This window comes from Flavobacterium odoriferum (assembly GCF_025499515.1).
In the GTDB taxonomy this organism is placed as follows: domain Bacteria; phylum Bacteroidota; class Bacteroidia; order Flavobacteriales; family Flavobacteriaceae; genus Flavobacterium; species Flavobacterium odoriferum.
Map to the genome: position 1 here is coordinate 24697 of NZ_JAMKFA010000003.1, position 14107 is coordinate 38803.

At 33.5% G+C, this 14107-nt stretch carries 12 protein-coding genes; 3 read left to right on the forward strand and 9 right to left on the reverse strand.

All coding sequences use genetic code 11. The features are described from left to right. Positions 1-65: 65 nt before the first annotated feature. Positions 66-929, forward strand: a complete 864-nt coding sequence (locus tag M9Q43_RS03075) for a hydroxymethylglutaryl-CoA lyase (protein ID WP_262317514.1) — start codon at positions 66-68, stop codon at positions 927-929. On the opposite strand, the gene M9Q43_RS03080 is transcribed toward M9Q43_RS03075, so the two are convergent. Further along, positions 926-3427, reverse strand: coding sequence for a cation-translocating P-type ATPase (locus tag M9Q43_RS03080; protein WP_262317515.1), 2502 nt, complete (start codon positions 3425-3427; stop codon positions 926-928). The genes M9Q43_RS03075 and M9Q43_RS03080 overlap by 4 nt on opposite strands. A gap of 114 nt (positions 3428-3541) precedes the next feature. Between M9Q43_RS03080 and guaB the strand changes: the two genes are divergently transcribed. Further along, on the forward strand, positions 3542-5014 hold the full coding sequence (gene guaB / locus M9Q43_RS03085) for an IMP dehydrogenase (RefSeq protein ID WP_262317516.1): 1473 nt from the start codon (positions 3542-3544) through the stop codon (positions 5012-5014). Between the two features lie 72 nt (positions 5015-5086). Here guaB and M9Q43_RS03090 read toward each other — a convergent pair whose 3' ends face one another. From M9Q43_RS03090 to M9Q43_RS03120, 7 genes are all read right to left on the reverse strand, one after another. After that, on the reverse strand, positions 5087-5596 hold the full coding sequence (locus tag M9Q43_RS03090) for a CAP domain-containing protein (RefSeq protein ID WP_262317517.1): 510 nt from the start codon (positions 5594-5596) through the stop codon (positions 5087-5089). Between the two features lie 52 nt (positions 5597-5648). Continuing rightward, the gene (locus tag M9Q43_RS03095; protein ID WP_262317518.1) at positions 5649-7886 is read right to left on the reverse strand and encodes a cation:proton antiporter domain-containing protein; all 2238 of its coding nucleotides are present in this window, start codon (positions 7884-7886) and stop codon (positions 5649-5651) included. A gap of 199 nt (positions 7887-8085) precedes the next feature. After that, positions 8086-8697, reverse strand: coding sequence for a hypothetical protein (locus tag M9Q43_RS03100; protein ID WP_262317519.1), 612 nt, complete (start codon positions 8695-8697; stop codon positions 8086-8088). Positions 8698-8720: 23 nt separating this feature from the next. Beyond that, positions 8721-10064 carry an adenylosuccinate lyase gene (purB, locus tag M9Q43_RS03105; RefSeq protein WP_262317520.1) on the reverse strand — a complete coding sequence of 448 codons (1344 nt, stop codon included), beginning with the start codon at positions 10062-10064 and terminating at the stop codon, positions 8721-8723. Between the two features lie 56 nt (positions 10065-10120). Beyond that, a complete protein-coding gene (locus tag M9Q43_RS03110) occupies positions 10121-10828 on the reverse strand; it encodes an SIR2 family NAD-dependent protein deacylase (RefSeq protein WP_262317521.1) in 708 nt (235 codons plus the stop codon). 57 nt (positions 10829-10885) lie between these two features. Next, entirely contained in the window at positions 10886-11671 is a 786-nt protein-coding gene (locus M9Q43_RS03115) for an anti-sigma factor (protein WP_262317522.1), read from the reverse strand. Next, positions 11664-12194, reverse strand: a complete 531-nt coding sequence (locus tag M9Q43_RS03120) for an RNA polymerase sigma factor (RefSeq protein ID WP_262317523.1) — start codon at positions 12192-12194, stop codon at positions 11664-11666. Before M9Q43_RS03120 ends, M9Q43_RS03115 begins: the two co-directional genes overlap by 8 nt. 53 nt (positions 12195-12247) lie before the next feature. On the opposite strand from M9Q43_RS03120, the gene M9Q43_RS03125 reads away from it, so the two are divergent. Further along, positions 12248-12919, forward strand: coding sequence for a TrmH family RNA methyltransferase (locus M9Q43_RS03125; RefSeq protein ID WP_262317524.1), 672 nt, complete (start codon positions 12248-12250; stop codon positions 12917-12919). On the opposite strand, the gene nhaA is transcribed toward M9Q43_RS03125, so the two are convergent. Beyond that, on the reverse strand, positions 12916-14070 hold the full coding sequence (nhaA, locus tag M9Q43_RS03130; RefSeq protein WP_262317525.1) for a Na+/H+ antiporter NhaA: 1155 nt from the start codon (positions 14068-14070) through the stop codon (positions 12916-12918). The two genes, M9Q43_RS03125 and nhaA, sit on opposite strands and share 4 nt — an antisense overlap. Positions 14071-14107 lie beyond the last annotated feature (37 nt).

Consider the following 14107-nt stretch of genomic DNA (forward strand, 5'->3'; position numbering starts at 1 on the left):
ATTTGATTTTTAAAGAATGTAAAAAACGATTTCGTAAAATAGAATACTTTATTATCTTTGAAGCTATGAACGAAATCAAAATTATTGAATGTCCGCGCGATGCCATGCAAGGCATTAAACCTTTTATTCCTACTGAGAAAAAGGTAAAATACATTCAATCGTTATTGCGTGTAGGTTTTGATACTATTGATTTTGGAAGTTTTGTTTCTCCAAAAGCGATTCCGCAAATGCAAGATACGGTTGAGGTTTTGGCACAATTGGATTTATCGGCAACGAATAGCAAATTATTAGCCATTATTGCCAATACACAAGGCGCTCAGAATGCTTCAATCCATAAAGAAATTCAATATTTAGGTTTCCCTTTTTCGATTTCGGAGAACTTTCAAATGCGAAATACACACAAAACTATTGCGGAAAGTTTGGTGACCTTACAAGAAATTTTAGAAATTGCTGATAAATCAAATAAAGAAGTCGTGACTTACATTTCAATGGGCTTTGGAAATCCGTATGGAGATGCTTGGAATGTTGAAATTGTTGGAGAATGGACTGAAAAATTGGCGAATATGGGCGTGAAAATTCTATCGCTTTCGGATACTGTTGGAAGTTCGACTCCAGAAGTTATTGATTATTTGTTTTCTAATTTAATTCCGAAATACCCAAACATTGAATTTGGAGCACATTTACATACCACACCAGACAAATGGTTTGAAAAAATTGATGCAGCTTACAACGCAGGTTGTCGTCGTTATGATGGCGCTATTCAAGGTTTTGGTGGCTGTCCAATGGCAAAAGACGATTTAACAGGTAACATGCCAACGGAAAAATTGTTGTCGTATTTCACTACGAAAAGAGAAAACACGAATACCAGTCCAATGAGTTTTGAAAGTGCGTATAACGAAGCAACTAAATTATTTGGAGAGTTTCATTAATTTGATTTTCTTCGTTTAAACGCTTTATAAATTTCTACCCAAAGCACCGAAATACTTCCCACTAAAACACAAATTCCTATTTGGGAAACACATACCATTTCAAACAAGAAGAACTTTGAAAAAGCAGGAATAAACAATAGTAATCCTGTTAGTAAAATGGTGATTCCAATGATTAATCCCACCAAGTTATTTTTGTACTGAATTGTTTTAAAAATCGAATAATAAAACGAACGATTGGCTAACGTTAATACGATATTAGAAGTGATTAATGTTAAGAAAATCAAAGTTCTAGTACCGTTTTCGGACATGCTTTCTCCAATAGCATATTGATAAATAAATAACAATCCTAATGTAATAACCAATCCTTGAATGATGCTAATAAGCACTTCTTTTAAGTTGAAAAAAGTAGTAGTTAGCGGTCTTGGTTTTTGTAGCATCAGATTGTCTTCCATAGGTTCATTTTCGTAGATGATAGAGCATGTTGGTCCCATAATAATTTCCAAGAAAATAATATGAACGGGCGTAAAAATATTCGGATAGATCCAACCTAAAGCCAATGGAATAAACACAATTAAAATAATCGGAATATGAATTGAAATGATGTATTGAATTGCTTTTTTGAGATTAATGTAGATTTTTCTTCCCATAGCGATGGCATCCGTCATTTTTTCGAAATTATCATCTATAAGAATTAAATTGGCGGCTTGTTTGGCAATTTCGGTTCCTTTTTTACCCATTGCAATTCCTATATGTGCCGATTTCAAAGCGGGTCCGTCATTTACGCCATCACCTGTCATGGCTACAATTTGATTATTTGCCTTTAAAGCTTGAATAATTTTAAGTTTAGCTTCAGGAAACATTCGTGTAAAAATAGCGGTTTCCATTACTTTCTCTTTTAAAGTCGCTTCGTCCATTGCCATTAATTCGTCGCCATTCAAGACTTTATCTGCATTTTTAAATCCGACTTGTTTTGCGATGGTTGAAGTAGTTTCAGCATTATCGCCAGTAACAATTTTCACTTGAATTCCGGCTTTGTAAAATGTTTCAAAAACTGCTTGAATATTGTGTTTTGGTGGATCATAAAAAGCAACCAAACCTTTAAAGTTGAATTTTAATGCTTGTTGGCTTTCAGGATAATCCGTTCCTGAAAAGTCAGAAACTCCAACACCTAAAACCCTGAAACCTTTTTGAGTCATCGCTTTCATCGCTTTCATCGCCTGATTTTTTTCAGCTTCACTCAAATGACTTACTTCGATTAACGCCTCAGGAGCTCCTTTTGCTGCGATGATTTTTATACCCGATTTGTTTTCGAAAATATGCGTCATCATAGGAGGTTTTCCGCTTAACGGATATTCGTGAACCAATTTAAAATGAGGTCTTTCGTCTTCGCTTTCAAAATTGGAATATGCTTCATGAATCGCAATTTCCATCGCATCAAACGGAATGGGTTCGCTTGACCACATGGCGTAATTCAAGACTTCTTCGGCTTCTGTTGTTAGTTTTTCTTTCGTATCAATAATCGTATCAGAATCAAAAAGATACAACTCGGCCAAACTCATTTTATTTTCCGTAATGGTTCCAGTTTTATCTGTGCAAATTACGGTCGCGCTTCCTAAGGTTTCAACGGTTTTGGTTTGTTTGGTAATGATTCCCATTTTCATCAAACGCCAAGCACCTAAAGCCATAAAAGTGGTGAATGCTACTGGAATTTCCTCAGGAATAACGCTCATTGCTAAGGTTAATGCTTTCAATAAACTATCTAATAATTCTCTAGAATTGTAATAATTAATGCCCCAAACGATTCCGAAAATCACTAAACCAATAATCGACATTTTAGTAACGAAATTGTTGATTTGAATTTGCAAAGGTGTTTTTTCGTCTTCAATAGCATTCAAACTAGAGCCGATTTTTCCTAGTTGGGTGTTTTTTCCAATTGCTGTTATTTCACAAATAGCAAGTCCAGAAGCCACAATCGTACCTTGAAACACTTGTTTGTTTTCAGATTCATTGGATTTAAAAACCGATAAAGATTCGCCTGTTAAAATAGATTCGTTAACCGAAAAATCGTTTGAAGAAAGTATAATTCCATCAGCAGGAATAAATGCACCTTCTTCTAGCTGAACACAATCACCAATTACGATTTCTTCTGTTGGAATTTCGATGATTGTACTGCTTCGAATGACTTTACATTTGGGTTGCGATAATTTTTTTAAAGCTTCAATCGCATTCCGACTTCTGGATTCTTGAAAAACAGAAATTGCAATTACAAAAACAATCGCAATGGCCATAAAAATGCCATCACCATAATCACCAGTTATGAAATAAATACTCGTTGCGGTGAACAATAAAATAAACATGGGTTCCTTAATAATGTCTACTAACGAAATCAAGAAATGGTTTTTTTTAGCGTGTTCAACGGAGTTTTTGCCGTGAATTTTTGCGGATTCTAAAACTTCTAAATCGGTTAAACCAGTACTTATTTTTTTAGAATCGCTCATTGTTGATGGATTATTATTTATGCAAGTTACATAATTTATTCTTAAAAGAAATAGATTATTTGCTTAAGATTTACTATATTTGCACGCAATTTAACAACAACTACAAATTGCACCATGAAAGCACACACAACTAAAATCGTTGGCGAAGGTCTTACTTACGACGATGTTTTGCTTATTCCAAATTATTCAGAAATTTTACCACGCGAAGTTAGTATTCAATCGAAGTTTTCGAGAAATATTACTTTGAATGTTCCTATCGTTTCCGCAGCAATGGATACGGTTACCGAAAGCTCTATGGCAATTGCTATGGCACAAGAAGGTGGAATCGGTGTGTTGCACAAAAACATGACGATTGAGCAACAAGCAGCTAAAGTAAAGAAAGTAAAACGTGCAGAAAGCGGTATGATTATCGATCCAGTGACGTTGCCTTTGACAGCTAATGTTGGTGACGCGAAAATGGCGATGAAAGAATTTAGTATTGGCGGAATTCCAGTAGTAGATGAAAACGGAATTTTAAAAGGTATTGTTACCAATAGAGATTTACGCTTCGAAAAAGTAAATACCCGTTCTATTTTAGAAGTAATGACTTCTGAAAATTTAGTAACGGCTGCTCAAGGCACTACTTTGCAAGAAGCAGAAGGGATTTTACAAGAAAATAAAATTGAAAAATTACCAGTAGTTGATAACAACAATAAATTAGTAGGTTTAATTACCTTTAGAGATATTACCAAATTAACGCAAAAACCAATTGCTAACAAAGATAGATTTGGTCGTTTGCGTGTGGCTGCCGCTTTAGGTGTAACAGCTGATGCAGTAGATAGAGCAACGGCTTTAGTAACTGCAGGTGTTGATGCTGTAATTATTGATACCGCTCACGGACATACGAAAGGTGTGGTAGATGTGTTAAAAGCTGTAAAAGCAAAATTCCCAGATTTAGATGTAGTTGTAGGAAACATTGCTACTCCAGAAGCAGCATTATATTTAGCTCAAAACGGTGCTGATGCGGTGAAAGTAGGAATTGGTCCAGGTTCTATTTGTACAACTAGAGTTGTTGCAGGTGTTGGCTTTCCACAATTTTCAGCAGTTTTAGAAGTTGCTGCGGCTTTAAAAGGAACAGGAGTTCCAGTTATTGCAGATGGTGGAATTCGTTACACAGGAGATATTCCAAAAGCGATTGCTGCGGGTGCTGATTGTGTGATGTTAGGTTCACTTTTAGCAGGAACAAAAGAATCGCCAGGTGAAACGATTATTTTTGAAGGAAGAAAATTCAAATCATACCGTGGAATGGGTTCTGTTGAAGCGATGCAAGAAGGTTCGAAAGACCGTTATTTCCAAGATGTAGAAGATGATGTGAAGAAATTAGTTCCAGAAGGAATTGTTGGTCGTGTACCTTATAAAGGAGAATTAAACGAAAGCATGCAACAATTCATTGGTGGTTTAAGAGCCGGAATGGGTTATTGTGGAGCAAAAGATATTCCAACGTTACAAGAAAACGGTCGATTCATTAGAATTACAGCAAGTGGAATTGGCGAAAGTCACCCACACAATGTAACGATTACAAAAGAAGCTCCTAATTATTCGAGATAAAAATGTGTTCAGTGCTCAGTGAGTAATGATCATTAAAATAAAAACCTGATAGCCAAAAAGCTATCAGGTTTTTTATTTTGCTCCAAACATTTGCACCGCATAAATTTTCTTATTTTCCCAATCGATGCTAAAACCAATTTCTGTGTAAAAGTATTGATGATCTAAGATATTTTTCAAATGATTGGGTGATTTTTTCCATAGATTGAACATTTTTAACGCTAAAATATCTAAATCGGTTTCAGAGTAAATTTGGTCTTTAATTCCTGTAAATAATAGATTTTCACCCACTAATACAAACGAGTTTCCACCATAAAAGTAAACACGTTCTTTTGGGCTTTGTTTTTTAGCATCGGTTTGTTCGTGTGATAACTTTTGAGATTTTGCAATGTATTTGGAATGGTCGTCAGCTGCTTTTTTTAAATGAGCATCCAAACCAAGTACTTTTCTGTCGTTATTGGAACGTTCTTCGTTTACCAATTGATATACTTTTGTTTTCAGTTTTTCCAAATCAATTTTGTTTTGATATTGACTAAAACTCAATACAGAAAAAAGAAGTAGGAATAGGGTGAAATGGGTTTTCATATCGTATGTTTTTCAATACTTTATATAACTTAAAAAGAGATTAAATAGTATTTTACCCCTTCAAAAACTCATTAATTTTCTTTTTATCACCAGCAATCCATAAAATATCATCTGATTCTAAAATCCAGTGCGATTCTGGGTTTAGAATACGCTTTCCGTTGCGTTCGATACCTACGATGATGCCGTGTGTTTTTTCTCTAATTTGTGATTCACGGATGCTTTTTCCGATGCAAACGCGGTTTTTAAGCTCTAATTGTTGCAGAATAATATCTTCTTTAATGAAAGCTTCTGGTTCGTCGATTTCGTGTTTGTCTAAGAAGTTTTTGAATAATTTTACTTGTTCGTCCGTACCAATTATGTTGATTTCGTCTCCAGGGAATAAGCGTTCGGTTCTTATCGGAATATTAATCGTAACATCACCACGTTTGATAGATGCAATATTAATTCCGAATTGCTCTCTGATTTTTAATTCTTCTAAGGTTTTGCCTGCTAAATTAGATTCTTTGGCAATAATAAAATCCGCCATGTGACCATCCCAAGGCGACAATACATTCTGACGTTTGTTGGCTTGCTTCGTAATTTCTCTATCGTTAAAATTTTTCAAGAAATGACCTTCAATTTTGTTGTAAAAAGCATGCAATCTTTTCGGGAATAAAATGTAAGAAACAATTCCAATAACTAAAGCAATAATAGCAATTACGGGAGAGAAAAACTCATTCAATACAAATCCCATATAGAAAAGCGAAAGTGCAATTCTAAAGAATACCAATACAATAATAGGACCTTGATATTTTCTGACTTGCATTAATTCTTGCACTTGTTCCACAGCCACTCTTCTCAATGATAATGCCCATAAAAATGGAGATAAAATTACAACCGTTATTAATGCTGCGATGGCATTTCCAAAACGCGAATCTTCAACCAAAGGCAAAATATATTTCGATGAAAGTAGAATAATCGCCACAATAATAATCGAATGAATAATCACCTGAGTTAAGTAGGCGCGAAGTACAATTTGCCATGTACTTACCGATTTAATAGCTTCTGTATTGGCACTGTAACGTTCGATTTTTTTGACCCAACGTCTTGGTAGTTTTTTTTCTAAATACAACGAAAATGGCGTTGAATATTTCACCATAAAAGGCGTTGTAAATGTGGTAATCGCCGAAACAGCTACGACAATTGGATACAAGAAATCGCTCGTTACATTTAACGTCATTCCTAATGTGGCGATGATGAACGAAAACTCTCCAATTTGCGATAAACTCATACCAGTTTGTATGGATTGTTTCAACGGTTGTCCCGAAAATAAAGCACCAATGGTTGCACTTAACGATTGTCCTAAGATAACAACCAACGTTAGAATGGCTACAGGAAATCCGTATTTCATTAACATTTCAGGATCTATCAACATTCCAACCGATACGAAGAAAACGGCTCCAAATAAATCTTTTACTGGTTTGACCAAATGTTCAATGTGTTCGGCTTGCGTAGTTTCGGCAATAATCGAACCCATGATAAACGCACCAAGAGCAGGAGAGAAGCCCACATTTGCGGCAAATAAAACCATCAATAAACACAAAGCCAATGAAACAATTAGCAACATTTCATCGGTTAAAAGGTGTTTTGCTTTTTTAAGTAATGTTGGAATAAAGAAAATTCCCGCTACAAACCAAATGGTTAAAAAGAAAACCAATTTTAAAACAGATTGAAATAATTCGGTCCCTGAAAATTGTTGACTAACAGCAACCGTAGACAATAAAACCATCATTAAAATGGCTAAAATATCTTGTACAATTAAGGCTCCGATTACATTTCCAGCGAACTTTTGAGTTTTTACGCCTAATTCGTCAAAGGTTTTTAGGATAATTGTAGTGGAAGAAATGGATAAAATAACGCCTAAAAACAGACTATTCATTTTGCCCCAATCCATTAGTTGACCTACGAAATAACCCAAGGCTACCATTGAAATGATTTGAGTTAAAGCGGTTATGGAAGCTGTTCCACCTACTTTCATTAGTTTTTTGAAACTAAATTCGAGTCCAAGGCTGAATAAAAGGAAAATTACACCAATTTCTGCCCAAACTTTAACACTATTCATGTCTTTTACCGTAGGAAAGAAATCGAATTCACTTCCCGCTAAAAATCCGGCTACTAAATAACCTAAAACAAGAGGTTGTTTTAATAGTCTAAATATTAATACTGCGATTGCAGCAGTGACAAGAATTAGTCCTAAATCGCTAATTAAATCAGGAATGTGCAAGGTGGTTGAGGATAGAAATATTGGCATATATTTGAATTTTGACTAAAATAGTAAAAACAGATTTCTTTTCAAAATTTCTTTGAAAAATAGCGCTATTTTATTCATTTTTTAATGAATTCAAAATAATTCAATTCAGTTCAATCTAAAAGAAAAAACCTATCAGTAAACTAATAAAATGAGTTTTATACTGATAGGTTTTGGCATATTATATTAAATCAAATTTTAATCAATTGCAACGTAAAGTTTTTTCTTGAAACATAAATCCTGCAATATATGAAGCATTTTTATCACCAAGTCCATTTCTGGTTGTGGGTAATTTTTTTTCAAATTCTGATAAACTATTCATTATCTCAGGACAATTTGAAAAATGTTTTTTAATATCAGCAATGGCTTTTTGTTGATCAGCTAATCCTTTTGAAAATCTAGTTTCAACAAACGTTCCTTCTTCAAGAACTGTTTGTGTTTGTTTATTAATTATTTTATAAGCATAGATAAAACGAGATTCAGTAGGATTGAAAGAAACTAATAGCATTTTATCATTAGATTCGGCAACAATTTTAAAAAAACCAGTAGCTTTTTTTTCATTTTTTGTAATTTCATATGGAATATAGGTTATCTCTCCCGCAACCAGTTTCTCAACTTCATCAATATCTATACCTTTAACAAATTCAGTTCCTTTTTTTTCTAAAAGAGTATATCTAATTTTCTTAAAACTCATATAGTGATAATGATTTCCGTCGATTTCTATTTTTGTTCCATCTTTTTTCAAAATATAACTATCTTGAGCATTAGAAAAGATTGTTGATAACAAGATAATTGTAAAAAAAAGTTTTTTCATTTATAGTAGTTTTTATATATGTATTAAATCCCCAAATAGTTACTAGGTGTAATTTGCATTAACTCCGCTCTCACTTCTTCAGATACGTTTAATGTTCCGATGAAATTATGAATTGCTTCTTTATTAATTACGGTATTTGTTCTGGTTAAGTCTTTTAGAGCTTCGTACGGATTTGGATAGCCTTCACGACGCAAAATTGTTTGAATTGCTTCTGCAACTACCGCCCAGTTTTTCTCTAAATCTTCTGCGAATTTTTCTTCGTTCAATAACAATTTGTTTAATCCTTTTAAAGTAGCTTCAAATGCGATTAACGTGTGTCCCATCGGTACACCAATATTACGTAAAACTGTACTATCCGTTAAATCGCGTTGTAATCTTGAAAGTGGTAATTTTGCTGAAAGATGTTCGAAAATCGCATTTGCAATTCCTAAATTTCCTTCTGAATTTTCAAAATCAATTGGATTTACTTTATGTGGCATCGCCGAAGAACCAATTTCGCCTGCTTTGATTTTTTGTTTGAAATAATCCATTGAAACATACGTCCAAATATCTCTATCCAAGTCGATTAAAATCGTATTGATGCGTTTTAAAGCATCAAAAAATGCTGCAAAATGGTCGTAATGTTCAATTTGTGTTGTTGGAAACGAATGGTGTAATCCCAAACTGTTTTCTACGAAATCGCTTCCAAATTTTTTCCAATCGGTGTTTGGATAGGCAACTTTGTGTGCGTTGTAATTTCCGGTTGCACCACCAAATTTAGCTGCAAAAGGAACGTTGAATAACAAACGTATTTGCTCTTCTAAACGTTCCACGAAAACTAAAATCTCTTTTCCTAAACGAGTAGGTGAGGCTGGTTGTCCGTGTGTTCTGGCTAACATTGGAACGTTTTGCCATTCCATTGCTAATTCTTTCAATTTCGCAACTACGCTTACTAAACCTGGTAAATATACATTTTCAAATGCTTCTTTAGTAGAAAGCGGAATTGCCGTATTGTTGATATCTTGAGAAGTCAATCCGAAATGGATAAACTCTTTGTATTCTTGTAATCCTAAACCATCAAACTTCGATTTGATGAAATATTCCACCGCTTTTACATCGTGATTCGTTGTTTTTTCGGTTTCTTTAATCCAAAGTGCATCTTCAGTAGAAAAGTTCTTATAAATAGCTCTTAAAGAATCGAAAATCGATTTATCAATTTTGGCTAATTGAGGTAAATCAGCTTCGCGCAAAGCAATAAAATATTCAACCTCTACCAAAACTCGGTATTTGATTAAGGCTTCTTCAGAAAAATAAGGAGATAATGAAATAGTTTTGCTTCTATAACGACCATCAATTGGCGAAATAGCGTTTAATTCTGTTAATTGCATTTTGTTGTGTGTTGTTTAAAGAAGTGCAAATATAATAAGAAGTTAGAAGTTAGAAGTTAGAAGTTAGAAGTTTTTTGGATTGAATTTACCAATTCTTCTTTGACAATTTTCATTCCTTCAACTGCGGTTAACGGTAATACTTTCAATTCGTTTGGTAAATCATAAATCGTAGCAGGTTTTGGATCGATGTAATAAACTGGAACGCTTTGGTCTACATAATTCATTAATCCAGCAGCTGGATATACTTGTAAAGAAGTTCCGATAATAATTAAAATATCTGCGGTTTCTACAATGTCAATTGCGTGTTCAATCATAGGAACATCCTCGCCAAACCAAACAATATGTGGTCGCAATTGGTTACCTTCCAAATCAAAATCACCTAAGTTTAAATCTTGCTTCCAATCAATAACAAAATCTTCGTTTGAAATGCTTCGAACTTTTAATAATTCGCCATGTAAATGAACGATTTTATTACTTCCGGCTCTTTCATGTAAATCGTCTACGTTTTGTGTTATGATTTGAATGTCGAAATGTTCTTCTAATTCGGCTAAAATTTCGTGGGCTTTATTAGGTTTAACAGTTAAAAGTTGGGCTCTTCGTTTGTTGTAAAAGTCCAAAACCAATTCAGCATTTTTGTTCCAACCGATAGGCGAAGCGACTTCCATAATGTCGTGACCTTCCCATAAACCATCAGCATCACGGAACGTTTTGATGCCACTTTCGGCACTAATTCCAGCACCTGTTAGTACTACAATTTTTTTCATTTTCTTTTTCTTTTGCAATTTTAAAAAACAAATGCGCCTTAAAGACGCATTTGAGTATTATACTTTTCCTAAGGTATAGAGTTGTTCCATTGTTGGTCCAGCACTTCCTCCCGCAGGTTCTAATGTAATTCCGAAGGCTTGTGCTTCGTTTGCGTTTTCTACTTTAATTACTTTTGTAGTACTTGTAGCATATGAATCAAGCAATCCGATACTTGTAGGTGTTAAAACAGGTTCTAATTTTAATGCCCAAACTTGGTAAACCATTCCTTCTGGAGGAGTTGGTAAGCCAGATGCATCGATGTATACTTCTTTTGTGTTTTTGTTGTAATAGGCTTTTGCGTAAGCGTTTGGAGCAACTTGTTGTCCAGCCAAGGCTACAGCAACATTACTCGTATCTCTTAAAACAGCTAAAACAGATTCAGATTCTTTCTTTTTCAATTCTAAATCAACAACAGATTCTTGAAGGTTACTTTTTTCTACAGATAAAGTGTCAATTACATTGTTAGATTCGTTTAACTTGTAGAACTGAATTCCCATTCCTAAAACAAATACAGCGGCGGCAACCCAACCCATGTATTGTGTTAAAGAGTTTTTAGGTTTCATTTGAATTACCTTTTGTTTTTCTAACAGCTGATTTCTGATTTTTTCAAAATTTGTGGCTGATAAATGTGGTGCAATACCATACGATAGATTAATTACGGCTTTTTCGATAGCTGTAATTTCTTCTTTTACTTCAGGATATTGTGCTGCCATTTGGTTGACTTCCGCAATTTCTTCATCGGAAAGTTTTCCAAATACGTATAATTCTAATATACCTGATTCTATATATTCTCTACTATTCATTGATTAATAGTCTTAATTCGTTCATACAATTTCTATTCTGAGTTTTTACCGTACCTAAAGGAATCTCTAACTCGTCTGATGTTTCTTGTTGTGTATACCCTTTAAAAAACAACAAATCGATAATTTGAATGCACTTTGGTTTTAATTTCTTTATAAACTCCTTAATACCTATCGCATCTATTTGATTGATGGTTTTTGAGTTATCGTCCAATATATGTACGAAATTATCAGCAGATAAGTTTTTTTGATTGTTGTTAAATCCTTTAGAACGCAATTTATCAATAGAAGTGTTGCGTGCAATGTTTAACATCCAAGTGTACAAACGTCCTTTTGACTCGTTATAAGAATCTATATTTTTCCAAATTTTAACAAAAACCTCCTGGAGTACATCTTCTGCTTCTTCACGGTCTTTAATTAATGTAAAAATTACGCCATACAAACTTTTGGAATAATTGTCATAGAGTAGGGTAAATGACCTATCATCTTTTTTTAATAATAAGGGGATTAGTTCTTCTTGTGTCATGCAATTTTAATTTTTCACTAAAATAATAAAAAAAGTAGTATTATTTTTGTTTCATGAAAAATAATGTAAAAGACTTATTAGCATATTTAGAAGGTTTTATTTCAGAAAATAGAAAATCAGGTTTTTTAAGAGTGCTAAAAAATAGAACTAAACATTTTACTATAGCAATTGAAGATGTGTATCAATTACACAATACAAGCGCTGTAATGCGAAGCTGTGAAGTGTTTGGAATTCAAGAGTTGAATGTAATTGAACAAAAATTTGGCAAACGGATTGATACCGAAATTGCTATGGGTGCTCAAAAATGGGTCGATGTAAATCGGTTTAACACGGTTCAAAGTTGTATTGATCAAATGCGAGCTAAAGGATACCAAATAATAGCAACAACACCTCACAACGATTCTTGTATGTTACATGAATTTGATATTTCTAAACCATCTGCATTGTTTTTTGGTACAGAACGAAATGGATTGTCTGAGGAAGTAATTCAACAAGCTGATGGGTTTTTAAAAATACCAATGGTGGGTTATACCGAAAGTTTGAATATTTCGGTTTCAGCTGCGATTATTATTCAAGATATTACGAATCGATTAAGACAATCTAATATAGATTGGCAATTATCAGAAGAAGAAGTTTTAGAAAAACGCCTTGATTGGACACGGAAATCTATAAAAGATATTGAATTTATTGAAAAAAAATTTTATGAAAATTCTGAAAATGATTAATTTTCTTCTTCAATAACTTCTTTTGATAATGTAAGTTTTAAACTGATAAATCCAATTAAACCAGCTAATAATGAGGCTAACAGAATAATAAATTTTGCATTATTAATAATTGTTTCGTTTTCAAAAGCCAAAAGCGTTATAAAAATAGACATTGTAAATCCGATTCCTGCTAAAAATCCTACACCAAGAATTGACTTCCAGCTTAACTCATTTGGAAGTTTACACCAACCAAGTTTAATTGCTATAAATAAGATGGTAATAATTCCTAAAGGCTTACCAATAATAAGTCCAAGTGCAATTCCTATGCTATAATTTTGTGTAATAATTGTAGTAAAATCCGTTCCAATTACTATGGCTGTATTTGCTAATGCAAAAATGGGTAAAATGATAAAAGCAACTGGTTTGTGTAAAAAATGTTGTAATATATACGAAGTAGATTTTTCTCCACCATTTCCAAAAGGAATTGCAAAAGCCAATAGAACACCAGTAATCGTAGCGTGAACCCCAGAATGAAGCATGAAATACCACATAAAAACGCCTCCAATTAAATAAGGAATTAAGTTTCTAACTTTCAGACGATTAAGAACTAATAAAAAAGAAAAAATACCTAAAGCAATTATTAGGTTTGACCAAAATAATGCTTTTGTATAGAAAATCGCAATAATCATTATAGCACCTAAATCGTCAATTACGGCTAATGCTGTTAAGAAAATTTTTAATGAAGTTGGTACTCTATTTCCTAATAATGATAAAATTCCCAATGCAAACGCAATGTCTGTTGCCATTGGAATTCCGGCTCCAGATTGTGTTTCGGTTCCAAAGTTAAATAGCAAAAAAATCGCGGCTGGGATAATCATTCCGCCAATAGCACCAAAAATTGGAAGTAAGGCATCTTTTATATTGGATAATTCGCCTTGGTAGATCTCTCTTTCAAGTTCTAAACCAATCAATAAAAAGAAAATAGTCATCAATCCATCGTTTATCCAATGCTCAATACTATGTCCAGCAAATGTAGTTTCCCAGAAATGTAAATATGAATTGCCAAAAGCTGAGTTGGCAATTGCTAATGAAATTAGGGTAAATGCAATAAGTACTAAACCGCCTGATTTTTCACTTTCGAAAAAATCTTTATATAATTGTGTTGCTTTCATTCTATTTTTTTTGGAATTGATAAAAAAATCAATCCGA